This is a genomic window from Paraburkholderia sp. CNPSo 3076 (assembly GCF_026343935.1).
Taxonomy (GTDB): Bacteria; Pseudomonadota; Gammaproteobacteria; order Burkholderiales; family Burkholderiaceae; genus Paraburkholderia; species Paraburkholderia nodosa.
Map to the genome: position 1 here is coordinate 18119 of NZ_JAPMAL010000018.1, position 22406 is coordinate 40524.

The 22406-nt window shown below is 64.0% G+C and carries 24 protein-coding genes; 9 read left to right on the top strand and 15 right to left on the bottom strand.

Annotated features, from left to right (window positions below; translation table 11 throughout):
* The first annotated feature begins 20 nt into the window (after positions 1 to 20).
* Entirely contained in the window at positions 21 to 788 is a 768-nt protein-coding gene (locus M3A49_RS21290; RefSeq protein ID WP_266230713.1) for a hypothetical protein, read from the top strand.
* 21 nt (positions 789 to 809) lie between these two features.
* Here M3A49_RS21290 and M3A49_RS21295 read toward each other — a convergent pair whose 3' ends face one another.
* Entirely contained in the window at positions 810 to 1631 is an 822-nt protein-coding gene (locus M3A49_RS21295; RefSeq protein ID WP_266230714.1) for a flagellar brake protein, read from the bottom strand.
* Positions 1632 to 1928: 297 nt separating this feature from the next.
* Between M3A49_RS21295 and M3A49_RS21300 the strand changes: the two genes are divergently transcribed.
* The 4 genes from M3A49_RS21300 to M3A49_RS21315 all read left to right on the top strand — a co-directional run bounded on the left by M3A49_RS21300 (position 1929) and on the right by M3A49_RS21315 (position 6452).
* Positions 1929 to 2498, top strand: a complete 570-nt coding sequence (locus M3A49_RS21300; RefSeq protein WP_266230852.1) for an RNA polymerase sigma factor — start codon at positions 1929 to 1931, stop codon at positions 2496 to 2498.
* A gap of 16 nt (positions 2499 to 2514) precedes the next feature.
* Positions 2515 to 2817, top strand: a complete 303-nt coding sequence (locus M3A49_RS21305; RefSeq protein WP_254357280.1) for a hypothetical protein — start codon at positions 2515 to 2517, stop codon at positions 2815 to 2817.
* Positions 2818 to 2885: 68 nt separating this feature from the next.
* Complete coding sequence (locus M3A49_RS21310) at positions 2886 to 4664, top strand: ABC transporter transmembrane domain-containing protein (protein ID WP_266230715.1); 1779 nt, start codon at positions 2886 to 2888, stop codon at positions 4662 to 4664.
* Between the two features lie 417 nt (positions 4665 to 5081).
* Entirely contained in the window at positions 5082 to 6452 is a 1371-nt protein-coding gene (locus M3A49_RS21315; RefSeq protein WP_266230716.1) for an MFS transporter, read from the top strand.
* 95 nt (positions 6453 to 6547) lie between these two features.
* Here M3A49_RS21315 and M3A49_RS21320 read toward each other — a convergent pair whose 3' ends face one another.
* From M3A49_RS21320 to sufB, 10 genes are all read right to left on the bottom strand, one after another.
* Entirely contained in the window at positions 6548 to 8218 is a 1671-nt protein-coding gene (locus tag M3A49_RS21320) for an alkaline phosphatase family protein (RefSeq protein WP_266230717.1), read from the bottom strand.
* 346 nt (positions 8219 to 8564) lie between these two features.
* Positions 8565 to 9311, bottom strand: coding sequence for an SDR family NAD(P)-dependent oxidoreductase (locus M3A49_RS21325; RefSeq protein ID WP_266230718.1), 747 nt, complete (start codon positions 9309 to 9311; stop codon positions 8565 to 8567).
* Positions 9312 to 9380: 69 nt separating this feature from the next.
* Positions 9381 to 9596, bottom strand: coding sequence for a hypothetical protein (locus tag M3A49_RS21330; protein ID WP_266230719.1), 216 nt, complete (start codon positions 9594 to 9596; stop codon positions 9381 to 9383).
* A 134-nt stretch (positions 9597 to 9730) separates the two neighbouring features.
* Positions 9731 to 10063 carry a non-heme iron oxygenase ferredoxin subunit gene (locus M3A49_RS21335; RefSeq protein ID WP_028204281.1) on the bottom strand — a complete coding sequence of 111 codons (333 nt, stop codon included), beginning with the start codon at positions 10061 to 10063 and terminating at the stop codon, positions 9731 to 9733.
* A gap of 1 nt (position 10064) precedes the next feature.
* Entirely contained in the window at positions 10065 to 10391 is a 327-nt protein-coding gene (locus M3A49_RS21340) for an SUF system Fe-S cluster assembly protein (protein WP_245623644.1), read from the bottom strand.
* A 28-nt stretch (positions 10392 to 10419) separates the two neighbouring features.
* Positions 10420 to 10872, bottom strand: coding sequence for a Fe-S cluster assembly sulfur transfer protein SufU (gene sufU, locus M3A49_RS21345; protein WP_266230720.1), 453 nt, complete (start codon positions 10870 to 10872; stop codon positions 10420 to 10422).
* Positions 10869 to 12122, bottom strand: coding sequence for a cysteine desulfurase (locus M3A49_RS21350; RefSeq protein WP_323183237.1), 1254 nt, complete (start codon positions 12120 to 12122; stop codon positions 10869 to 10871). Before M3A49_RS21350 ends, sufU begins: the two co-directional genes overlap by 4 nt.
* The gene (gene sufD, locus M3A49_RS21355) at positions 12119 to 13444 is read right to left on the bottom strand and encodes a Fe-S cluster assembly protein SufD (protein ID WP_266230721.1); all 1326 of its coding nucleotides are present in this window, start codon (positions 13442 to 13444) and stop codon (positions 12119 to 12121) included. The genes M3A49_RS21350 and sufD overlap by 4 nt, the downstream gene beginning before the upstream one ends.
* On the bottom strand, positions 13441 to 14253 hold the full coding sequence (gene sufC / locus M3A49_RS21360; RefSeq protein WP_266230722.1) for a Fe-S cluster assembly ATPase SufC: 813 nt from the start codon (positions 14251 to 14253) through the stop codon (positions 13441 to 13443). The genes sufD and sufC overlap by 4 nt, the downstream gene beginning before the upstream one ends.
* Positions 14254 to 14266: 13 nt before the next feature.
* Complete coding sequence (gene sufB / locus M3A49_RS21365; RefSeq protein WP_266230723.1) at positions 14267 to 15715, bottom strand: Fe-S cluster assembly protein SufB; 1449 nt, start codon at positions 15713 to 15715, stop codon at positions 14267 to 14269.
* Between the two features lie 212 nt (positions 15716 to 15927).
* On the opposite strand from sufB, the gene M3A49_RS21370 reads away from it, so the two are divergent.
* The 3 genes from M3A49_RS21370 (at position 15928) to M3A49_RS21380 (ending at position 17018) form a co-directional block, all read left to right on the top strand.
* On the top strand, positions 15928 to 16182 hold the full coding sequence (locus tag M3A49_RS21370) for a hypothetical protein (RefSeq protein WP_266230724.1): 255 nt from the start codon (positions 15928 to 15930) through the stop codon (positions 16180 to 16182).
* A 69-nt stretch (positions 16183 to 16251) separates the two neighbouring features.
* The gene (locus M3A49_RS21375; RefSeq protein ID WP_028204289.1) at positions 16252 to 16512 is read left to right on the top strand and encodes a DUF1488 domain-containing protein; all 261 of its coding nucleotides are present in this window, start codon (positions 16252 to 16254) and stop codon (positions 16510 to 16512) included.
* Positions 16513 to 16862: 350 nt separating this feature from the next.
* Entirely contained in the window at positions 16863 to 17018 is a 156-nt protein-coding gene (locus M3A49_RS21380; protein WP_266230725.1) for a hypothetical protein, read from the top strand.
* Here the strand turns inward: M3A49_RS21380 and M3A49_RS21385 are convergent.
* Both M3A49_RS21385 and hpnJ read right to left on the bottom strand, forming a co-directional pair.
* Positions 17015 to 18709 carry an ATP-binding protein gene (locus M3A49_RS21385; protein WP_266230726.1) on the bottom strand — a complete coding sequence of 565 codons (1695 nt, stop codon included), beginning with the start codon at positions 18707 to 18709 and terminating at the stop codon, positions 17015 to 17017. The two genes, M3A49_RS21380 and M3A49_RS21385, sit on opposite strands and share 4 nt — an antisense overlap.
* 252 nt (positions 18710 to 18961) lie before the next feature.
* On the bottom strand, positions 18962 to 20383 hold the full coding sequence (hpnJ, locus tag M3A49_RS21390; protein WP_254357267.1) for a hopanoid biosynthesis associated radical SAM protein HpnJ: 1422 nt from the start codon (positions 20381 to 20383) through the stop codon (positions 18962 to 18964).
* Positions 20384 to 20663: 280 nt separating this feature from the next.
* On the opposite strand from hpnJ, the gene M3A49_RS21395 reads away from it, so the two are divergent.
* Positions 20664 to 21020, top strand: coding sequence for a hypothetical protein (locus tag M3A49_RS21395; protein WP_266230727.1), 357 nt, complete (start codon positions 20664 to 20666; stop codon positions 21018 to 21020).
* Here the strand turns inward: M3A49_RS21395 and M3A49_RS21400 are convergent.
* Together M3A49_RS21400 and M3A49_RS21405 are read right to left on the bottom strand one after the other, a co-directional pair.
* Positions 21013 to 21606 (bottom strand): recombinase family protein, encoded by a 594-nt coding sequence (locus M3A49_RS21400; protein ID WP_266230728.1) that lies wholly within the window; start codon positions 21604 to 21606, stop codon positions 21013 to 21015. The genes M3A49_RS21395 and M3A49_RS21400 overlap by 8 nt on opposite strands.
* A gap of 34 nt (positions 21607 to 21640) precedes the next feature.
* Positions 21641 to 22279, bottom strand: a complete 639-nt coding sequence (locus M3A49_RS21405) for a response regulator (RefSeq protein ID WP_323183238.1) — start codon at positions 22277 to 22279, stop codon at positions 21641 to 21643.
* Between the last annotated feature and the right edge of the window lie 127 nt (positions 22280 to 22406).

Sequence of the window (22406 nt, forward strand, 5' to 3'; positions counted from 1 at the left end):
CCCAAACGAGGAGACCTGAAATGGCAGAGAACGTGAGCGCGAGCAACGTCATATCCGATGTCACGCAAACCCTGCAGACCTTCGATCTGCTCGAACTGCAGCAATACACCCGCGAGAAAAGCTACTCGAGCACGGCCAGCAAGGACTTCCATCTCTTCTACGTAGGGCGCGACGACGTTCACAACATTCTGAAGTACGTCCTTTCCCGCGCCAGCGTTTCCCTTTACATGAACATGTTCGGATTCGACGACGAAGAACTCAACGAAATCCTCATGCAACAGGCGCTCGACCCGACCATCACCATGATGATCACGCTCGACAAAAGCCAGGCGGGCGGCGTGCATGAAAAAAAGCTACTCGAATCCGACATCGCGCGGGACCCGGCCAGATTCAACACGTTCTTCGCGATCGGCGAATCGGCGACCCATCAAATCAGTCATACCAAGGGATTCGTGGCCGACGGCAAGGTGGGCGCCGAAGGATCGGTGAACTGGTCGGCGTCTGGCGAGGGCACGTTCGTGATCAAGGGCGCGCCGGGAGGCCCGGGCTACCTGGCGCAAAACAACACGCAGACCATCTTTACGGACCCCGACACGATCAACCGGTTTCAGACCGAATTGATCGCCGAGCACATGACAGCGAAAGCGCAGGGCTACACACTCGCCGCCGCGCCGTCCACTGCCGCGCCCGCCGCCGCGTCCACCACCAAAACCGCCGCGAAAACCACGGCTACCGCGGCGGCCGCCAAAAAGTCCGTCGCAGCGGCAAAGCGCAGTAAGCGAAATTAAGCGCCATCACGCGGCCCGTGTTCAGGTCGGCATGCCGGCCCAGTAAGACACGGCGTCCTGCCTGTCGAACACGAACGTCTTGAGGGCGACCTGGCTCTCGGGAGAAAGCGCGTCGAATTCGAGTCCGTGCAAGGTGAGTCCTGCCTGTGGGGTATCGGCGCGCAGATTGCGGATCACGGCGACGGCCTGGAACGTCGCCCCCACGTTACCCGCTTCGATGGGAAACACCACGCAAATGCGCTCGCCAACCTCGCCGATCTTGCGCCCGGCGGCGAGCGACATGCCCAGCACGCTGATATCGCAGCCAATGCCGAGCCGGTCCAGTTCCGAGCCCGTCAGGTCCACGCCATAGCGCACTGCGAGTTGCGTGCGCACGCGCACGGCCCGGCGTTCGCGCAGCCGGCGAATCGTGCCCGGCTCGGAGAGCACGAGATAGCGGAACGGATGCGTGCAGACCGCCTCGACGGTGCAGACGAGCCAGAACACGGCTTGTGTTGCGATCGCAACGATCTCGACCTGTTCGCCCTGGAACGGCTCCCACGCGGGCTTGGACGCGGCGGGTGGCGTGACGAACATCGCGCCGCCCGGACGGAAACCGATCAGCCGGCACGGCAGCATCTCGCGCCCCGTGCCCGCCTGGCTGCGTATGCCTAGCAGCGCGCCAATGGCGAGATTCATGTCGTCCAGCGTCAACGGCCCTTTGCCACGCTCGCCACGCTCGGCCAGGCTGTCTTGCGCATTCGCGAGATTCGCCACCTCCGCTGTGTTGCGATAAGGCTGGAAGTGCGCGAAGAGGAAGTCGCGCTGCTCGCCGTTCAGCATGCCGCCTTGCGGCAGCAGCATCGTTCCGTCATGGTGAAACACCGCCAATGGCAGCGGTGTTTCCAGGGGCAGCTGCCCAGGGTCCGCGAGGAGTTCCAGAGTTTTTGACGCAGTACCGCTGCCAGGCTCGTGAAGGTGCATGACCGATAGCGTGTGAATTCATTAGTTTTGTTCGACGCCTGCATTGTGACCGAAATATAGTGACTGATGTCAATAAAAATGCCGCTATCTCCGGCCTTGTTTAGCGAAATATTCATGCCACATAAAACCGGAGATTACGCGTCACAATATTTCTCGTTCCGGATCGTCTACACGGGTATGGAACCGCCGCCCACCCCGAGCCCGCTGAGTACGCAGGACCGCGAAATCGCCGACACCGTCGCCCGCGAGCGCCCGAGGCTGCGCAATTTCATCCGCCGCCGCGTGATCGACCCGGACGAAGCCGAGGACATTCTTCAGGACGTGTTCGAGGAACTGGTCCAGGCGTGGCGGCTGCCGGACCCCATCGAGCAGGTTGGCGCGTGGCTCTTTCGCGTGGCGCGAAATCGCATCGTCGACCGGTTTCGCAAACGCAGGGAAGTGTCGCTCATCGAGCCGCAAGAGGACGAAGGCGAGTACCGCCTCGACCTCGCGCTGCCCTCGCCCGACGCCGGTCCCGAGGCCGCTTACGAGCGCGCAGCGATGCTCGACGCACTGCGCGCCGCGCTCGACGAGTTGCCCGTCAGCCAGCGCGAGGTGTTCATCGCGCACGAACTGGACGGGCGCAGTTTCAAGGAGCTGGCCGCCGCGAGCGGGGTAGGCGTGAACACGCTGCTGGCGCGCAAACGTTATGCGGTGCTGCATCTGCGCGAACGTTTGCGCGCGTCATGGGACGACCTCGAGATTTGAACCGAAGGAGACTGGAATGAAGTTTCGTCGCAAAATGTTTGCCAAGGCGCTGCTGATGATTGCGGTCATCGCCGTGCTGGGCGGGATCGTCATGGGCCTGTGGAACTGGATCGCACCGGCGCTCGTGGCCAATGCGCATGCCATCGACTATCCACGTGCGATCGGCCTGCTGGTGCTGTGCCGGATCCTGTTCGGCGGATTCCGCGGGCATGGCGGCTGCCGCCGACGCATGCACTGGCACCAGTGGCAACAGTGGCAGCAGATGACGCCCGAAGAGCGCGAGCAGGTGCGCAATGGAGCCACGCCGCCCGCGCAGTAAGCCAGGGCCAGCCTCGTCCTGCCACAGGCTGGCACAATCCCTTCATTGTCGATCCGCCAGGAAGCTCCATGCCCGATGTCGCCGCCCGCCCGTCACGCGTCGCGCCCCTCTTCGCCCTTTTGCCCTTCCTGCGCCCCTATGCGGGGCGCTGGGCGCTTGCCTTCCTCGCGCTCCTGACCTCGGCGGGCGCGACGCTCGCGCTGCCGGTGGCGTTCAAGTACCTGATCGACCGTGGCTTCGCCAGCGGAGATCGCACGCATATCGACCGCTATTTCATCGCGCTCTTCGTGGTTTCGCTGATCCTCGCCGCGGCGACAGCGCTGCGCTTCTACTGGGTCTCGTGGCTCGGCGAGCGGGTGACGGCCGACTTGCGGCGCGCCGTGTACGACCACGTGATACGCATGAGCCCGCAGTTCTTCGAGACGACGCAAACGGGCGAAGTGCTCTCGCGTCTGACCACCGACACGACACTGATCCAGACCGTGGTGGGCACCAGCCTCTCACTGGGCCTGCGCAACCTGCTCCTCACGGTCGGCGGCGTGGCGATGCTCGTCGCGACGAGCCCGGTGCTGTCCGGCTACATCATCGCCACACTGGTCGTTGTGGTCGCACCTATCGTCATCTTCGGGCGGCGCGTGCGGCGGCTTTCGCGCGCGAGCCAGGACAAGGTGGCGAGCGCAAGCGCTTTGGCGGGCGAAGTGCTCAACGCCATGCCCACGGTGCAGTCGTATGCCCAGGAATCGTTCGAGGCAAAGCGCTTTGGCGGCGCCGTGGAAGCGGCCTTCGAAACGGCGCTCACACGCATTCGGGCGCGCGCCGGGTTGACGGCCGTGGTGATCGTGTTCGTGTTCGCCGCCATCGTATTCGTGCTCTGGCTCGGCGCGCAGGCAGTATTGGCGGGGCAGATGAGCGCCGGCCAGCTCTCCCAGTTCATTCTCTACGCGGTGTTCACGGCCGGCGCCGTGGGCGCCGTTGCCGAAGTGTGGGGCGATCTGCAACGGGCCGCGGGCGCCACCGAACGGCTGCTGCAACTGCTCGCCGCGCGCTCGCCCGTGGCGCAGGCGGCGGCGACCGTACCGCTGCCGGCTCACGGCGCGGGCATCCGGTTCGACAACGTTGGCTTCTCCTACCCTTCGCGCCCCGGCATTGCCGCGCTCGACGCCTTCTCGCTCGACGTGCACCCGGGCGAGCATGTCGCGCTGGTCGGTCCGTCGGGCGCAGGCAAAACCACGCTCTTTCAATTGCTGCTGCGCTTTTACGACCCGCAATCGGGGAGCCTCAGCATCAACGGCGTCCCGACGCAACAGGTATCGCTCGCGGCGTTGCGCCAGGCGATCGGCGTCGTGCTGCAGGAGTCAGTGATCTTTTCGGGCAGCGTGCTCGACAACATTCGCTACGGTTCGCCCGACGCCACGCTCGAAGCCGTCCAGCGCGCCGCCGCCATGGCGGCGGCGGCCGGCTTTATCGACGAACTGCCGCAAGGCTACGACACGTTCCTCGGCGAGCGCGGCGTGCGCCTTTCAGGCGGGCAGCGGCAGCGTATTGCCATCGCGCGCGCGATCCTCAAAAATCCGCCCATTCTGCTGCTCGACGAGGCCACCAGCGCGCTCGACGCCGCGAGCGAACGGCTCGTGCAAACGGCGTTGGACAACGCTGCGCAAAACCGCACGACGCTCGTCATCGCGCATCGTCTCGCCACCGTGCAGCAAGCCGACCGCATTGTCGTCATGGACCAGGGCCGCATCGTGGCGCAAGGCCGGCATGCGGACCTGCTGCAGAGTTCGCCGCTTTATGCGCAGCTCGCGGCGCTGCAGTTCGGCGCGCAACACGCGAATACCGTCATGTAACAATCAGCCGCGCCGCTTCAGCGCGATTGCGTACATGCATCGTCGAACGTTCGCAAATCGAAGCCCCGCCCTGAGGAGGCGAAATTCTGCAGGTGCCGCGCAATATACTCCGAAGGGCTGAGGGCCTGCGAGGTTAGCTGTGGAGTCATCGCGTCCCCGTCGTGCGTGATGCACTGCCGCATGGCGAATTGATTGAAAATACCACACACTGCATCACAACGTGATATACCATCGACTTGTATAACAACCGTCTCACCCATGCCGATCAGGATGGAGCGATAGCGAGGGACGTATCACTTCCACCCGATCCAGCGAAGCTAACATCCCGGCAGATTGGGGCACGCTTTTTGCGCACCACCGGGAGCCCTGGCCATGCGTTTCGCATTGGCCATATCGCCCTTGCCTTGGGGGTGCGAAATGAATGCCGATCAACCGGGAGCCACGCTCCTTTCGGACGAAGACGCCCGTCGCCAGTTGCGCCGCGCGGTGATTGCCAGCACCATCGGCACGACGATCGAATGGTACGACTTTTTCCTCTACAGTATCGTCACCGGGCTTGTCTTCGCGAAGCTGTACTTTCCTGAATCCGACCCGCTCGTCGGCACCCTGCAGGCCTTTCTCATCTATGCCGTGGGCTTCATCGCCCGGCCAGTCGGCGCGGCCATATTCGGCCACTACGGCGATCGCGTCGGCCGCAAAGCCACGCTGATCGTCACGCTGCTGCTCATGGGGCTCGCCACCTTCGCCGTGGCCTTTGTTCCGACCTATGCCTCGATCGGCATCTGGGGCGCCGTTCTGCTCACGGTGCTGCGCTTCATTCAGGGCGTGGGCGTGGGCGGCGAATGGGGCGGCTCGGTCCTGATGTCGATGGAATGGGCGCGCACCAATTCGCACCGCGGCTTCGTCGCTTCCTGGCCGCAATTCGGCGTACCGGCGGGACTCTTTATCGCCAATCTCGTGGTGCTCGCCGTCAGCACGTTCTCCGGAGACGCCTTCATGACGTGGGGATGGCGGGTGCCGTTCCTGCTGAGCATCGTGCTCGTCGCGATCGGCCTCTATATCCGGCTGAGCATTCTTGAAACGCCGATCTTCGCGAAGCTCCTCGCCGAGAACAAAATCGAGAAAACGCCGATGCTCGAAGTCATTCGCCGCCAGCCCAAGGACATTCTCCTCTCGGCCTTGGCGCGCATGGCCGAACAGGCGCCGTTCTACATCTACACGGCCTTCGTCTTCACGTATGGCGTGAAGACGCTGCACGTTTCGCGTGACCTCATGCTCACCGCGGTTCTAGCGGCCGCTGTGCTGCAGTTCGTGACCATTCCGTTCTTTGGGCACGTGTCCGACCTGATCGGACGCAAGCGCATGTACATGATCGGCGCGGTGGCCGCGGGCATCTTCGGCTTTATCTACTTCGGCATGCTGGACACGAAAAATACGGCTTTGATTTTCGCGGCCGTAGTGCTTTCGCTGGTGCCGCACGCCATGCTCTACGGCCCGCAGGCAGCGTTCATCGCCGAATCGTTCACGGGGCGGCTGCGGTACAGCGGCGCCTCACTCGGTTATCAGCTGGCTTCCGTGATTGCGGGCGGCCCAGCGCCGCTGATCGCAACGGCGCTCTTCGCGTTCTACCGCACGGGCTATGCCATTGCGATCTATATCGCCGTGTGCGCGGTGATCAGTCTGCTCGCCGCCTGGCGCATGGGCGATTACACGAACAAGGATATTTCGCGCGAATACGACGACGCGCGCGGAACAGGCGATCCCGGGCACGCTTCCCACCCCGCATGATCGGCTGCTGAAAAACACAGCGCGCCCCTGCTTGACGAATCTGGCAGGGGCGCGCTTCTTTTTGCCGATCAAAAACGATCAGCGATCCTCAACGCTCAGACTCTCGGTGCCTTGTCGAGCGCCACGCCCGTCGTCGGGTCGAGGTACAGCTTGCGATCTTCGTGGCCGCGGCCGCGGCGGTCGAAGTCGAACATGCCCATGATGCTGCCTGCCGTCGCATCGAACGAACCGCCACCGATGCGCTGACCGTCAAGCCAGTTGTCTTCGATGAAACGCACCACGGAAGACTGGTCGATCAGCGTATGGTCGACGTAGTTCTCGCGCGCCCACGGCGAGATCACGACGAACGGAATGCGCGTGCCCGGACCACAGCGGCCGTTCACGGGCTTGCCGTTCAAACCGGCCGGCGCCGAACCCGTGCCGCAGATGCCGGCCGCGGTCAACTGGTCGGCAACGCTGTCGTACGAAGCGCTGGTGGGCTGCGCGTAGGCATGGTCGTACCAGCCGTCCGAGTCATCCCATGCCACGATCACGGCCGTATCTTCCCAGTCGTTCTGCTGCTGCAGGAAGTTCACGACCTTCGTGACGAACGCCTGCTCGTCGAGCGGATCCGAATAACCCGCGTGGCCATCCTGGTAGGCCGGGGCCTTCAGGAAGCTCACCGACGGGAAATTGCCCGCCTTCACGGCAGCGAAGAAGTCGTCGGTATCGTACTGGTGATTCGCCGGGTCGGGGTTGCCGTTCTTGCCCACGGTGTGGCCGATCGCGGCGAGCGAGCCCGGACGCAGATGCTGCGGGTTCGAAGTCGTTGCGTAGTACTGGAACCAGTTGTGGTGCGGAATATAGTCGGCCGTCGCCGCGCCGACCACCGGCGAGAGCGTGCTGCGCTTGCAGCCGGTCGTGCCGTTGCTGTTCGTCGTCGCTAGGTTGAAGCCGCCCATGAAGCCGCCCCACGAGACATTACGCGCGTTCAGCAGGTCGCCGATATTCTTGCCGGTCATCTGCGCCGTGTCGGTCGCGCTCGAACAGAGATCGTAGGCCGGATCGACATCGTTGATCATCGTAAAGCCGTTCTGCCCGTCGTTCACATAGTACGAACCGGCGGTCGAAGGCTTCTTCGTTGTGAGCACAACCTTCATGCCGTTGGTCTGCCCCGAGACCACTTCGAGCGCGCCGGGCGTCGACGGACCGTAGGTCGACGTATAGGCGTTGTCGCTCATCGCGAAGTGCTGCGCGTAGTTCCACAGCGCCGTGACGGTGTTGCCGTCGTAATAGCCCATCACCTGGCCCTTCGTGCCGAACGCGCCGGCGCCGCCGCTCGTGCCGTTACCCGTGTACAACGGGAAGAGGTCGGCGCGGCCGTCGTCGTACGCCTGTTGCTCGGCCGTATAAGCGTGGTTCTGGTCGGCCGTGGCCGCCTGCGTGCGATCCAGACGGAACGGATTGGCCGCGCCCGTGCCATTGGCCGCATTCGTGAAGTTCGGGTTCTTCGTCAGCAGCGTGCCAGAAAGACCGTTCACTTCGGGCGTGCCGGATTGCGCCCTGAATGCAGGCTCGCCGGACGGGTTGGTCGCATGCGGATAGGTTGCGAAGTAATGGTCGAACGAAACGTTCTCACCATAAATCACGACCACGTGCTTGATCGGGGTGGCAGTGTGATTGTGTTCCGGATGATTCTTGTCGTGATCGTCACCAGCACTCCACGCAACTGTCGATGCGAATGCTGCGGCTGTGAGCGAACCAACTGCGACGTGACGCCATTGCATTTTCGGCTCCTGGTTGGTTTCGTATTGTCGGGATCACCGTGAAGCCGGGTGAAGGCGTTATGCAGCTCGCATCGTGGCGCTCATGCCAGCTGAATGCGGAGGCTACACGGCATGAGGATTAGAGCATCGGGGTATGAATGCTCGGCGTCAGACTCCTTACGAAATATTTTCAATTGGAAAGTTTGGCGCTGAATCGTCATTCAATTGGCACTGAAGGCACTGAATCGATAGAGCCGGCCCTGGATTCAGGAATGAAGATTGCGCAGCGCGCTAACGCACTGGTTAGCAAACAAGGTGAACTAGATTAACCGGGCCGCGACGCGGCGGCCCGAAAATGAACACGCGCCTAGATGAAACTGACGCCGCCGTTGACGGCAATGGTTTGCCCCGTGACGAAGCCGTTGCCGACCACCATCAACACGACCTGTGCGACCTCATCCGCTTCACCGAGGCGGCCAACGGGCAGCCGCTCGGCGACGTTCGCGGCTTTCAGCGGCGCGGCCATTTCCGTGTCGATGGGCCCTGGCGCCACGGCGTTAACGGTCACGCCCTCTCGCGCCACGCGCGAGGCGTAGCCTCGCGTCAAGCCTTCGAGGCCCGCTTTCGAAGCGTTGTAGTGAACGCCGACGGCACCTGCGCCGCGCGCGGCGACCGACGAGAGATTGACAATGCGGCCCCAGCGACGCGCGCGCATGCCGGGTAGCACCGCCTGTGTGCAGAGAAACGCCGACTTGAGATTGACAGCGAGCGTGTGGTCGAATTCGGCTTCCGTAAGCGACTCGATGTCGCTGAACGTACCCGTGCCGGCGTTGTTCACGAGCACATCGACCGCGCCGAGGCGACGCTCGATCTCGCCGATCATGCCGGCGACCTCGCTTGCGACCGACACGTCGGCGCGCACCGCGAGCGCGCGGCCCCCGGCGCTTTCGATCTGCGCGACAACCTGGTCCGCTTCGTCAGCGCGCTGCCGGTAATTCACGCCAACCGCCGCGCCAGCCGAAGCCAACGCCACGGCAATGGCGCGTCCGATGCCGCGCGAGCCGCCGGTCACGAGTGCAACGCGATGATTCAGGTCGGGTAAAAGAGCGGACATGGCGGACTCCTTCTGCGATGGGTTTCCATTTCACCGCCGCCCTTGCGCAAGCCGCTCGCCCTGACGCGCTCACGGCGCGGTGCCAATGCCGCCGCCCGGGCCCGCCAGTTCGCCGTCTACGCCTAACTCAGCCGCATGGCCGTGTACGTTCGCACGGCCGCCACGGCGCGAAAACGGCGGGGTGCGCAGCTTCGCGCGGCGACGCGAGCCGGAAACCGGGTCCAGATAGAACATCACGAGCGTGCCTGCCGCGGCCGCCGCCGCGAGATGGAACAGTGCCTTCATGGATGCCTCTCGATAGTTGCAACGCATGCAAAGCGCAGAGACTGGCGCGAGCGGTACAAGCCACCGCTCCTCCAATCCGCGCACCCATTATGCCGCTGACAACTGCGCGTGAGGCGCCGGCATGGCTTCCGCGCTCAGGAAAAGCCCTCGTCCCAGCGCGTATCGCGCACCTGCACCATGCCCGCTTCCACGCGCACCGCGAACACCGCAACGTCCTCATACGCGGGCGGCGCGAGGACCTTCCCCGTCTTGATGCAAAAGCGGGCGCCATGGCGCGGGCAAATCACCTCGTCGCCCTCCACGTCGCCGCCCGTGAGCACGCCGCCATCGTGCGGACAGGTGTCCTCGATGGCATAACAGGTCCCGTCGAGATTGAATACGGCGACCGGCGTACCCTCCACATCGACGCTGAGCACGGCACCCGGTTGAAACCCGGCGTATGGCGCCACGTCCACCCAGTCGGCCATGTCAGAGCATCCCCAGTTGCAGCAGCGCCGCTTCGGACATACGCGCTCTCGTCCACGGCGGGTCCCAGACCAGCTCCACGTTCGTCGCGCTCACGCCTTCAACCTCGTTCACGTATTCTTCGACCGTGCCAGGGAAGGTTTGCGCGACCGGGCAGCCCGGCGCGGTCAGCGTCATGCGGATCGTCACGCGACCCGTTTCCGCGTCCACGTCCAGCTGATACACGAGTCCCAAGTCGTAGATGTTCACCGGTATCTCCGGATCGAACACCGAACGCAGCGCGTCGATCACGCGTTCGCGCAGGTCGTTGCTCGCCGTTTGCGTATTCATCGTCATATGCCTCCAGGCACGCGCAGATTCATTCCGTCGAAACGGTCCCGCGCTCGTCGCGCAACGCGGCGTGCAGCGTGTGCCACGCAAGCGTCGCGCATTTGATGCGCGCCGGAAATTCGCGCACGCCCGCGAGCACCGCGAGCTTGCCGAGCCCTTCGGCAGCGACCGGGCGGTCCGTTGGCCCCGTCGCCATGGCGTGAAAGCGTTCGAACAGCGCCTCGACTTCCGCTTGCGTGCAGCCCTTGAGCGCTTCGGTCATCAACGAAGCCGAAGCGGTGGCGATCGCGCACCCCGCGCCCTCGAACCCGGCGTCCTTGACCACGCCGTCCTCGATACGCAGATACAACGTGACGCGGTCGCCGCACAACGGGTTGTAGCCTTCGGCGCTATGCGTCGCACCGGGCACGGTGTGACAGTTCCGCGGCCGACGGTAGTGGTCGAAGATCGTTTCCTGATACAGGTCGCGCAAGTCGCTCATAGCGGGAACACCTCCTCTACGCGCGCGAGGCCGTCCAGCAGCACGTCGATTTCGGCGCGCGTGTTGTACAGCGCAAACGAAGCGCGCACCGTGGCCGGCACGCCATAGCGATCCATCACCGGCATCGCGCAATGATGGCCCGTGCGCACCGCCACGCCGCACTGGTCGAGTATCGTGCCGATATCGTGAGCGTGCGCGTTCTCCATGACGAACGAGAGGATGCCCAGTTTTTCCTTCGCCGTTCCAATCCTTCTCACGTGCGGCATCGCGCGCAATGCTGCGTCGGCATACGCGAGCAGATCGGCCTCGTGCCGCTGCGCCACTTCCAGGCCGATCGCGCTGACGTAGTCCAGCGCGGCGCCGAGCCCGATCGCGCCGGCAATATTCGGCGTGCCCGCTTCGAACCGCCACGGAATGACGTTGTACTCGGTCTTCTCGAACGTCACGGAGCGGATCATGTCGCCGCCGCCTTGCCATGGCGGCATGGCTTCCAGTAGCGCAGCCTTCGCGTACAGCGCGCCAATGCCGGTGGGGCCGTAGATTTTGTGACCCGAGAACGCATAGAAGTCGCAATCGAGCGCGGGCACGTCCACGGGAAGATGCGCGATCGCCTGCGCGCCATCGACCAGCACCGGTACGCCGCGCGCATGCGCAAGCTCGATCATCTGCGCAAGCGGATTGACGGTGCCCAGCGCGTTCGACGCATGCGCCACCGCCACCATGCGCGTGCGTGGGGCGAGCAGGCGCCCGTAGGCGTCGAGGTCGAGCGTGCCGTCGTCGTCGATCGGCGCCACCTTCAGTAACGCGCCCGTCTGCGCGCAGACGAGTTGCCACGGCACGATATTCGAGTGATGCTCCATCGCGGTGATGAGCACTTCGTCGCCGGGCTGAAGGCGCGGCCGCGCGTAGCTTTGCGCCACCAGATTGACCGCTTCCGTGGTGCCGCGCGTGTACACGATCTCCTTCTCGTGCGCCGCGTGAATGAAACGCGCAATGCGCGCGCGGGCGCCCTCGTAGGCGTCGGTCGCGCGCTGCGACAGCAGATGCACGCCGCGATGCACGTTGGCATTGTCGTGCTCGTAATAGGCCTGCTCGGCGGCGATCACACTCGCGGGCTTCTGCGTGGTCGCCGCGTTGTCGAGGTACACGAGCGGCTTGCCGTGCACGTTTTCCCGCAGAATCGGAAAGTCGCGGCGCCAGCCCATGACCGCTTCGGTGTCGGGAATCCCCACCGGTTCGAGTAGATTCATGACAGTCCCCGCAGGTATTCGCCACCGGGCAGGCGCGCGAGCAGCTGCTGCGTGAGCCGGCTGCGCAGCGCGGCGCTTTCCACGCGATCCACGCTCACGCGTGCGAACGACCACACGAGTAGCGCCCGCGCCATACGCTCGTCTATGCCGCGCGAGCGCAGATAAAAGAGCGGGCTCTCGTCGAGCTGGCCAACGGTCGCGCCATGCGTGCACTTTACGTCGTCGGCGTGAATCTCCAGTTGCGGCTTCGTGTCGATCTCGGCGTTGCGCGAGAGCAGCAGATTGTCGTTGCCTTGATGCGCGTTCGTCTGCTGCGCGTCCTGGTGCACGATCACGCGGCCATCGAACACCGCATGCGAAGCGCCGTCGAGCACGCCGCGGTAGTATTCCCGGCTCGTGCCGCGCGGCATCGCATGGTCGATGCGCGTGTGATGATCCACGTGCTGCCGCGCGCTCACGAAATACAGGCCGTTCAGGTCGGCTTGCGCGTCTTCCGCATCGAGGCGCGTGTCGATCTGCGTGCGCGACAATGCACCGCCAAACGCGAACGAGTGCGAGGTGAAGTGGCTCGCGCGCCGCTGCGAAACGCCCACGTGCGCGATATGAAACGCGCTGCGCGCCTCTTGCTGGATGCGGCAATGCTGAACGTCGGCCTCTTCGTCGGCAACGATTTCCGTGGCGGTGTTGACGAAATAGGCTTCGTCGGTAATGCCCGCGAACTGCTCGACGATCGAGCACCGCGCACCCCGCTCCGCCACCACCGCGTTGAACGGATGCATGGCGAGCGCGGCCTCGCTGCTGAAGAACAGCACGTGCAGCGGCCAGTCCAGCGCGCAGCCGGGCGGCAGCACGACCACGTAGCCGTCGCTGCGAAACGCGCCGTTGAGCGCCGCAAAACCGTCCTCGGGCGCACGCCGCGCCATGATCGATTCGATCCGCTCAGGAATCCTGCGCATTGCCTGTGCGAGCGTGCCGACGAACGCGCCTTCTGGCAAAGGCGGCAAGGACGAGAGCTTCGGCACGTGGCGGCCGTTCACGAACACGATACGCCCCACGGCATCGGCGGGCACGAGGTCGTCGATCAGGCGGCCATAGTCCGTTTGCTCGCCGTCCGAAGGCATGAAATGCCAATGCGGCTTCGCAATCGGCATCACATTGGTGTACTTCCACGCTTCGAGTTGCGTGCCGGGAAAGCCGAGCGTCTCGAAGCGGTCGAACGCGTGCCGCCTCGCCTTGCGCAACCACGGCAGCTCGACGCCCGCCAGCGTCCCCGCCATCGTGCGGAAGGCTTCGCGGTAATGCTCGCGCGTTGATTCGCTCATCGTTGCTCCCTGGCGGCTGCCGTGTGTTGCGTGCCGGCGCCTTGCCCCGCTGCCGGTCCGTCGCTATCCTGCTCGCCGAGCCAGCCATAACCCTTGCGCTCCAGTTCGAGCGCAAGCTCATGCGAACCCGAGCGCACGATGCGCCCTTGTGAAAGCACGTGCACCTGGTCCGGCACGATGTAGTCGAGCAGGCGCTGATAGTGCGTCACGAGCACGATGGCCCGGTCCGCGCTGCGCATCTGGTTCACACCACGGGCGACGAGTTGCAACGCGTCGATATCGAGCCCGGAGTCGGTCTCGTCGAGAATGGCGAGACGCGGCTCCAGCACCGTCATCTGCAGTACCTCGTTGCGCTTTTTCTCGCCGCCCGAAAACCCTTCGTTCACGCCCCGGTACAGCAGGTCTTCCTTCATCTCCATGGCCGCCATTTTCCCCTTCACGAGCGCGAGAAAGTCCATGGCGTCGCGCTCCGCCTCGCCACGATGCTTGCGCTGCGCGTTGAGCGCGGCCTTGAGCAGGTAGATATTGCTCACGCCCGGTATTTCCACCGGATACTGAAACGCGAGAAAGAGCCCGCGGCGCGCGCGCTCGTCGGGCGCAAGCGCGAGCAGGTCGCAGCCGTCGTACTGCACGCTGCCCCCCGTGACCACGTATTGCTCGCGCCCCGCCAGCACATGGGCGAGTGTGCTTTTGCCGGAGCCGTTCGGCCCCATGATCGCGTGAACCTCGCCCGCATTCACGCGCAAATCCACCCCGCGCAGAATCGGCTTGCTTTCCACTTCGACATTCAGATTGCGGATTTCCAGCATGCTTCACTCCCTCTTAACCTACGCTGCCTTCCAGGCTCACGCCCAGCAGCTTCTGCGCTTCCACGGCGAACTCCATCGGCAATTCCTTGAGCACGTCCTTGCAAAAGCCGTTGACGATCATCGACACCGCGTCCTCCTCACTGAGACCGCGCTGCCGGCAATAGAACAACTGGTCTTCGCCGATACGCGACGTAGACGCTTCGTGTTCGACTTTCGCACTCGGGTTCTTCACCTCGATATAGGGAAACGTGAAGGCGCTGCAGCGATCGCCGAGCAGTAGCGAATCGCACTGGGTGTAGTTGCGCGCGTTCTCGGCCGAGCGCGCCATTTTCACGAGCCCGCGATAAGCATTCTTGCCGCGACCCGCCGATATCCCCTTCGAGAGAATCGTGCTGCGCGTATTGCGCCCGATATGCACCATCTTCGTACCGGTATCGGCCTGCTGATAGTGGTTGGTGAGCGCCGCCGAATAGAACTCGCCAATCGAGTTGTCGCCCTGCAAGATCACGCTCGGATATTTCCACGTAATGGCGGACCCGGTTTCGACCTGGGTCCACGAAATCCGGGCATTGGCCTCGCGGCAGTCGCCGCGCTTCGTCACGAAGTTGTAGATGCCGCCGCGCCCTTGTGCGTCGCCCGGATACCAGTTCTGCACCGTCGAATAGCGGATTTGCGCGCCTTCGAGCGCGACGAGTTCCACCACGGCGGCGTGCAACTGGTTTTCGTCGCGCATCGGCGCGGTGCAGCCTTCCAGGTAGCTCACGTAAGCGCCCTTGTCGGCCACGATGAGCGTGCGCTCGAATTGTCCCGTGTTGCGCGCGTTGATGCGGAAGTACGTGGACAACTCCATCGGGCAGCGCACGCCCGGCGGGATATAGCAAAACGAACCGTCGCTGAACACGGCCGAGTTGAGCGTAGCAAAGAAGTTGTCGGTGTAAGGCACGACCGAGCCGAGATACTGGCGCACGAGGTCCGGATGGTCGCGCACCGCCTCCGAAAACGAGCAGAAGACGATGCCAAGCTCGCCCAGCTGCCGGCGAAACGTCGTGGCGACGGACACGCTGTCGAATACCGCGTCCACGGCCACGCCTGCGAGCATCTCGCGCTCCTGCAGCGGCACCCCGAGTTTTTCATAAGTGCGCAGGAGTTCCGGATCGACTTCGTCGAGGCTCTTCGGGCGGTTCGCCTGCGTATGCGGCGCCGAGTAGTAGGCGATGCCCTGGAAGTCGATGGGGGGGTGTTCGATGCTCGCCCAATGCGGCTCGGTCATCGTGAGCCAATGCCGGTAGGCGGCGAGCCGCCATTCGAGCATGAAGTCAGGCTCCTGCTTGCGCTCCGAGATAAGACGGATCACGTCCTCGGATAAACCGCGCGGCAACGTATCCGACTGTACGTCCGAAACGAACCCGTGCGGATATTCCCGCCGCAGCAATTCCTCGAAAGTTTTCGCTTGTGTATCCATGACGTTATTACGGTCTCCTTTACACTCATGACCTCATTCTAGAACTCATGGCAAAACCCTGGCATGGCCGGGGTTTAACCGGAGCGCATGGAAACGCGAAGCGGGCACGCCCAATGCGAAAGTCCCTGTTCACTGGCCGCAAGCGCACAGTTGCGGGCATGCGATTCGCGACATCTTGCAGGGACATGACGACGAAAACTCACGGAGAAGGCATGAAGCCACCCCATGTTCTTGTCTGGGGCGCGATCGCCTGTGCGGTGCTCGCCGCCTCCCCGCGGTCAGCCGGCGCGCAGGCCCAAACGCCTGCTCATCCCCCTGCGCCGCCGATGGTGAAGCCGCCGGCAGCCGTGCCAGGCACGGCAAGCCAATCGAACCCCGACAACATGCCTGTGAAAAAGCCCACGGGGCCCGCCACCCACGACAAGATGATGCGCAACGACCCCGCCAGTGACGCTCAGGCCAAATAGCGCAAAAAGAGTTCACCCTTGGCCGCACCAGGCGCTACCCTTTAACGAAGGAACTCACGGAGGACCAGGATGAGAATCGAATTCACGAGTCGCCGTCACGCCGTCGCTGCCGCACGCGTAGCGTTCGAAGCCAACGTGGACAACCGCCCGGTATGGTGCAGCGTATCGCTCGACGCGCTGAACGACCGCTTCGGCAACACCGGCACATCGGCGCATGCGCTATTGAGCGCGTTCGAGGCGAACCGCCCAAGTATCGAACTGGCCGCGCGGCACGCGTTGGAGAAAAACGGGGGCCAGTCTGTGGAGCTCGAAACGCGCGATCTGGAGTAATCGCGCCGACGCAAGCGCAATCGAATTCGCAACAGGGTTCGAATCGTCAGCCGAAATCGGTCTGCTCCCGGCAGGCCTCGATACTTCCCCATAGAACGGAACAACGCTCGCCAGAGTGCCAGTTCCGCCAGTCGAAGTGTCCACAATGACTGGCATCCGTACACACCCGCCCGGTTCAATTGCGCGTCGCGATCGGCTAATCTTTTCTTGCGTCCGCGACCAGCGCCACCCTTTCGTGTGCGTCGCGTTGTTCCCCCCGGCGCTTGCCGCGGAACGCACCCTGCCAGCCACACTACGCTTGAACCCCGCTCGCCTCGACGCGACGGCCCGGACGTGACAAGGAGGCAGACATGGACGCATTGCAGTGGGGAACCGCCATTGGCGTCATGGTATTGGGGATTGCGGCCACGGCCGTGATCGCACACTATCGACGCGAACGACGCCGCGCAAGCCTGTTGCGCAACCTCCACCACCACAACGGCATCCGCTCTTCGCACCTGCGCTAGCCAGCCGCGCGCCACGCGCCTTGCGCGCACGTCGCGAGCATCGCGCGCAAGCGTCCGATATCGGCGGGCTTCGCGAGATGCGCATGGAACCCGGCCGCCAGCGCCGCCGCGCGGTCGCTGTCCGAAACATGCCCGCTCAGCGCGACCAGCATCACGTTGGCGTGATCCGGTATGGCGCGCATGCGCTCCGCCAGTTCGTAGCCGTTCATGCCCGGCATGCCGATATCGACGAGCGCGAGATGCGGCTTCCATTGCCTCAGCACACTCAGTGCGCTCGTGCCGTCGCCCGCCGTTCTGACTTCATGCCCCTCCAGCTCGAGCAACGCGCCGAGTGCGAAACGCGCGTCGGCATTGTCGTCGACGATGAGCACGCGCGCGGGCCCGTTGCCCGCCAGCACGGCGGCGAGCGGCTTGACGGCTTCGGCGCCGACCGTTCGCACGGGAATCGAGAGGCGCGCCAGCGTGCCGCGTCCGATGCCGTCGCTCGTCACGAGAATCTCGCCGCCGTGCAGCTGCGCGAGCCGCTGCGCGATGGGAAGCCCGATGCCGAGCCCCCCTTCCAGCCGCGCGCTCTTGCCCGCGAATTGCGCAAACGGCTCGAAAATGCGCGAGAGCACGGCCGGATCGATCCCGATACCGTTGTCGCGAATCGAGATCTCGACGCAGCGCGCGTCGCCTGCGCCCTTTTGTTCGACGACGAGCGCGATCTCGCCGCCGTCGGGCGTATAGCGCACGGCATTGGAAAGCAGGTTTACGATCACCTGCGTGAGCCGCGCCGGATCGGCGAACAGCCGCAGATCGCCGGCGAGCGGACGCACGCTCAGCGTATGTCCGCGGGCCTCGGCGCGCTCGCGGATGGAGGCGAGCGCGTCGGCAAGGATGTCGTTCAACGACGCGTCGGTGGGATCGACGCAGAGCTTGTCATGATCGAGGCGCGACGCATCCTGCAGTTCGTCCATCAGACGTTTGAGCTGCGCGATCTGGCGCTGCGCAACCGCAAAGTATTCGCGCTGCGGCGCGCGGTCTTCGCAGATCATCTGGAGCGCCTGGAACGCGTTTTCGAGCGGCGCGAGCGGGTTGCGGAACTCATGCGCGAGCACGGCGATCACTTCCGAATAGCGCTGCGTCTGCATGCGACTATGGTCGCGCGCTTCGACCAGATCGAGCGCCGAGGCGGCCACGGCGGCAAACTCGCTGAGCACCCGCTGGTCTTCACGGGAGAAGCGCGAACGTTCTTCGAGCGAGGCAGCCCAGATCGCACCCAGTTGCCGTCCTTTCGAAACGATGGGCAGAATGAGCGCCTCCTGCACGACGGCGCATGCGGGGGCGAGAACCGGGAAATCGTCGCTCAACGCGGTGAAAAGCAGTGGCTTGCCGGCTTCGAGCACGACGGCGCACGGACAGTCGTTCCAGTGGATTCGGGTTCCGCACAGGTTCGCGAACTTGCCGGCCACGCTGTGCCAGCGAAAGTAGCGCTCTTCGCCTTCGCGCTCCAGCAAACTAATGCCGGCCGATTGCACACCGCACAGACGCATCGCAAAGTCCGCAATCCTCTGCAACAACACCTCGCGCGAATCGAGTTGCGCGGTGACCAGCGCGAGAAGCGCCTGATTCTCGCGAGCATGGTCCGGCGCGCGAGACGGCCGCGCATCGACATCCGCGATGGCGGGCGACCTGCTTTTCGGTGCCATTGCGGTCTCCTCCGGTGGCCCGATGAAGCTATGAGTTATGGCGTATGTAGGGCTGAGCCATTCCAGGCACCGCCGGAAAAAATGTTAAATGCCGCACGGTGTTCGTAATGACAACCTTTCGGACACGCGTGCGTGGCACGCCCGGCCACGATATTCGCGAAATGTCGCAGCGGTGAAAAGCGGCAACTATGACAGGTGAGTGACAAAAACCGCCCGGAAACCCCGGGCGTTGTCTTTGGAGCGGACGCTGCTTCAGACCTTGCGCGCCCGAAGATATTTGAAAAACTCTGCGCCCTCCTGCAGGCGCCGCTTCATCATCTCCCAGCTCACCAGCATCTCGCGGACGATTTCCCAGATCTTCGACGGCCGGAAATAAAAGCGTTTGTAGAACTCCTCGACGCCAAGGTAGATCTCTTCGCGCGACAGGTGCGGATAGCCGATCGTCGAGGCCTGGGTGCCGGCCGAATTGATGAGCGTGATGACCTTGGTATCGTTCAGCCAGCCATTTTCGACCGCCTGCTTATGGAGCACCGTGCCGGGATAAGGCGCGGCGAGCGAGACCTGAATGGTATGGGGATTGATCTCTTTCGCGTACTGAATGGTCTTCTGGATCGTCTCGTGCGTCTCGCCCGGCAGGCCGAGGATGAAGGTCCCGTGAATCTTGATGCCGAGCTTGCGGCAATCCTCGCTGAACTGGCGCGCGAAGTCCGTGCGCACGCCCTTTTTGACGTTCACGAGAATCTGGTCGTCGCCGGATTCGAAGCCCACGAGCAACAGGCGCAAACCGTTGTCCTTCATCACCTTGAGCGTCGAGTACGGCACGTTCGCCTTGGCATTGCACGACCACGTCACGCCTAGCTTGCCAAGCCCGCGCGCGATCTCTTCGGCGCGCGGCCTGAGATCCGTGAACGTGTCGTCGTCGAACATGATCTCCTTGATTTCGGGCATGTTGTCCCGAATCCATTTCACCTCTTCCAGCACGTGCTCGACCGAGCGCGTGCGATAACGATGGCCCCCCACCGTATGCGGCCAGAGGCAGAACGTGCAGCGGGACTTGCAGCCGCGCCCCGTGTAGAGCGAGAGATACGGATGCTTGAGATAGCCGCTGAAATAATGCTCGGACGTGAGGTCGCGCTTGTAGATCGGCGAGACGAAGGGAAGCTGATCCATGTCTTCGAGTATCGGCCGGGCGTCGTTGTGCATGATGCCGCCGTCGGGCAGACGATAGCTCAGGCCGAGGATCGATTCGAACGGGCGCCCCTGGGAGATCTCGAGACAGGTGAAATCGAATTCTTCCCGGCACACGAAATCGAGCGCGTCGCTCGCGCTCAGCGAACCATGAGGATCGACCGCCACCTTCGCGCCGATCATGCCGATGAGGATCGTGCTCTTGTGCCGCTTCAGGTGCTCGCAGAACTGAATGTCGCTCTGGAACGAAGGCGAACTCGTGTGAATGATAACCAGCTCGTATTCCTGAGCAATATTCAGGGTCGCTTCGAGCGTCAGGTCGTCTGCGGGGGCATCCACCACGCGGCTGCCTTCGACCAGCGCGGCGGGCTGGACGAGCCACGTGGGATACCAGAACGAGCGGATTTCGCGCTTCGTTTGAAAGCGCGAGCCCGCGCCGCCATCGAAGCCTTCATAGGAAGGTGCCTGCAGAAACAGCGTTTTCATGAATGCCCTCGGAGAAAAATCGTGAATTTGTCTCGAAGCCTACAAAAATATGACACTTTTGCCGGATGGCGGCTTTGCCCGGGTCAAGAATACTACGACTTGCTGCCGCGGCACGTCGAATAAACGTCTGTACCAACTTATCGAAACCCCCACTTAACAAGGCCGCCGCCGAATGAACACCGCAGCACACCGCATTCGTCGGCATGAGCGATGCTTTCTGTACTATATTTTTCTGGCATCCGCAGCAGCAATCACAGCGCTCCAGATCGGGAGGCGATGTATGTCGCGATATCACGACATGCCGGAAGGCGTGCCGGTTGGCAATGGCCACCGTATCAGCCCAGCGGACTTTCTGCTGATGGCGGGCTTTCTCGCCTACCGCGCCCCGCTCGCGTCGGTCGACGCCCGTGCGGCGGCCCGGCGTATTCTGGATGCGGTGCTCAGTGCGGCCGCTGCGCATGGCTTCGCGGATTCGGCAGCGCTCGAATCCTTGATGGCGAGCGCCGAAAAATCGGCAGACGTGCGCAGCCTCGCGGAACAAGCCAGCGCTGCCGTTGGCGACACGTTCGCTTACATGCAGGTGATTCGCGGTGCGGGCGTCGCGCTGGAAGCGGACCCTTATACGCTGGTCACTTGAGACCGGGCGTTCCCGCGGCAGCGCGTATGCGCAGGACCGTCTGCCGCGAAGTGCCGAAGCGCCGCGCCACTTCGCTCACCGAGAGCCCGCTGCCCAGCGAACTCATCACGCGCGCGCGGTCGTGCGCCGAAAGCGAGGCGGGCCTGCCCGTGGGGCGCCCGCTGCGCTGCGCGGCCTTCAGGCCGTTGCGGCTGCGTTCGCTGCGCGTCGCCGCCTCCATGCGCACCGCCGCGCGCAGCATCTTCACCGCTTGCGGCTCGGGGCGCCCCGCGAGATCGACGCCGCCCAGTTCGACACAGCGCACGCCAATCTTCCCCTTGCGGCAGTTGAGCAGCGTGGCGAGCACGTCGCGCGCGTTGCAGCCCAGGGCGGAAAGCTGCAGAACCACGAGTTCGTCCTCGGGATCGATGCGTCCGAGCAGCCTCGTCAACGCGGGGCGCTCGGCGGCCGCCACATAGGGTGCCACCGTCTCCACCGCCACACGGTTGAGCGCGACCGTGTAGCCCGCCTTGTCGAGCTGGATCAGCTCCCGCTCGGGAACCTCGCTGTTGCCTGCACCGTTGATGGAGAAAAAGGTCCGTTGCACACGTGGCTCCCGTACTCGCCCAGCGGCTTGCGAACTAGCGTCGCAAGCGCGCGAAAGTCGCCAGCAGGTCTTCGAGCAGCACCGGCTTCTTGAGGTGCGCGTCGAAGCCCGCCTCCTCGGACTGCTCCACATCGGCCTCCTGGCCAAAGCCGCTCAGCGCGATGCAGATCACCGATTCGAGCGCGGGCTGCGCACGCAGCTTGCCGATGAACTCGTACCCGTCCATGCCCGGCATGCCGAGATTGGAGAGCACGAGATCCGGCGCGTTGCCGTTGAGCAGCGTAAGCGCTTCCTCGCCGCTCGTGGCCGTCTGCACGTCCGCGCCCTCGCCTTCCAGCAGCAGCTTGAACGTTTCGACCGTGGTGGCGTCGTCGTCGACCATCAGGATATGGAGCCCTTGCAGCGACGCCATGGCCGCGCCGTCGCGGCTGTCCGCATGCGCGAACGAACGATGCATCGGCAGCGTCACCGTGAACGTCGCGCCGCGCCCCAGGCCTTGCGACTCCGCGCGCTCGCTGCCGCCGTGGATCGTCACGAGTTCCCGCACGAACGCGAGGTCAATGCCGAGACCCGAGCGCCGCGCGGCGGACTGGCGGCTCTGCTTGTACATGTCGAAGATGTGCGGCAGGAGCGCCGGCTCGATGCCGGTGCCGGTGTCCGCCACGCGCAGCATGGCCTCATCGCGAACTTCACGGCGTTGCAAACGCGCTGCACGATCTCGCGCATGTCCACCGCCGAACGCATGACCGAGAGCTTGCCGGCGTCGCGCACCTGTTCGAGCGTGGTGTCGCGCACGTCCG

What these genes read in the sequence shown, in the direction of transcription:
- M3A49_RS21290 (WP_266230713.1), top strand. Translation starts at nt 21, where the DNA reads ATGGCAGAGAACGTGAGCGCGAGCAACGTCATATCCGATGTCACGCAA.
- M3A49_RS21295 (WP_266230714.1), bottom strand. Translation starts at nt 1,631, where the DNA reads ATGCTGCTGCCGCAAGGCGGCATGCTGAACGGCGAGCAGCGCGACTTC.
- M3A49_RS21300 (WP_266230852.1), top strand. Translation starts at nt 1,929, where the DNA reads ATGGAACCGCCGCCCACCCCGAGCCCGCTGAGTACGCAGGACCGCGAA.
- M3A49_RS21305 (WP_254357280.1), top strand. Translation starts at nt 2,515, where the DNA reads ATGAAGTTTCGTCGCAAAATGTTTGCCAAGGCGCTGCTGATGATTGCG.
- M3A49_RS21310 (WP_266230715.1), top strand. Translation starts at nt 2,886, where the DNA reads ATGCCCGATGTCGCCGCCCGCCCGTCACGCGTCGCGCCCCTCTTCGCC.
- M3A49_RS21315 (WP_266230716.1), top strand. Translation starts at nt 5,082, where the DNA reads ATGAATGCCGATCAACCGGGAGCCACGCTCCTTTCGGACGAAGACGCC.
- M3A49_RS21320 (WP_266230717.1), bottom strand. Translation starts at nt 8,218, where the DNA reads ATGCAATGGCGTCACGTCGCAGTTGGTTCGCTCACAGCCGCAGCATTC.
- M3A49_RS21325 (WP_266230718.1), bottom strand. Translation starts at nt 9,311, where the DNA reads ATGTCCGCTCTTTTACCCGACCTGAATCATCGCGTTGCACTCGTGACC.
- M3A49_RS21330 (WP_266230719.1), bottom strand. Translation starts at nt 9,596, where the DNA reads ATGAAGGCACTGTTCCATCTCGCGGCGGCGGCCGCGGCAGGCACGCTC.
- M3A49_RS21335 (WP_028204281.1), bottom strand. Translation starts at nt 10,063, where the DNA reads ATGGCCGACTGGGTGGACGTGGCGCCATACGCCGGGTTTCAACCGGGT.
- M3A49_RS21340 (WP_245623644.1), bottom strand. Translation starts at nt 10,391, where the DNA reads ATGAATACGCAAACGGCGAGCAACGACCTGCGCGAACGCGTGATCGAC.
- sufU (WP_266230720.1), bottom strand. Translation starts at nt 10,872, where the DNA reads ATGAGCGACTTGCGCGACCTGTATCAGGAAACGATCTTCGACCACTAC.
- M3A49_RS21350 (WP_323183237.1), bottom strand. Translation starts at nt 12,122, where the DNA reads ATGAATCTACTCGAACCGGTGGGGATTCCCGACACCGAAGCGGTCATG.
- sufD (WP_266230721.1), bottom strand. Translation starts at nt 13,444, where the DNA reads ATGAGCGAATCAACGCGCGAGCATTACCGCGAAGCCTTCCGCACGATG.
- sufC (WP_266230722.1), bottom strand. Translation starts at nt 14,253, where the DNA reads ATGCTGGAAATCCGCAATCTGAATGTCGAAGTGGAAAGCAAGCCGATT.
- sufB (WP_266230723.1), bottom strand. Translation starts at nt 15,715, where the DNA reads ATGGATACACAAGCGAAAACTTTCGAGGAATTGCTGCGGCGGGAATAT.
- M3A49_RS21370 (WP_266230724.1), top strand. Translation starts at nt 15,928, where the DNA reads ATGAAGCCACCCCATGTTCTTGTCTGGGGCGCGATCGCCTGTGCGGTG.
- M3A49_RS21375 (WP_028204289.1), top strand. Translation starts at nt 16,252, where the DNA reads ATGAGAATCGAATTCACGAGTCGCCGTCACGCCGTCGCTGCCGCACGC.
- M3A49_RS21380 (WP_266230725.1), top strand. Translation starts at nt 16,863, where the DNA reads ATGGACGCATTGCAGTGGGGAACCGCCATTGGCGTCATGGTATTGGGG.
- M3A49_RS21385 (WP_266230726.1), bottom strand. Translation starts at nt 18,709, where the DNA reads ATGGCACCGAAAAGCAGGTCGCCCGCCATCGCGGATGTCGATGCGCGG.
- hpnJ (WP_254357267.1), bottom strand. Translation starts at nt 20,383, where the DNA reads ATGAAAACGCTGTTTCTGCAGGCACCTTCCTATGAAGGCTTCGATGGC.
- M3A49_RS21395 (WP_266230727.1), top strand. Translation starts at nt 20,664, where the DNA reads ATGTCGCGATATCACGACATGCCGGAAGGCGTGCCGGTTGGCAATGGC.
- M3A49_RS21405 (WP_323183238.1), bottom strand. Translation starts at nt 22,279, where the DNA reads ATGCTGCGCGTGGCGGACACCGGCACCGGCATCGAGCCGGCGCTCCTG.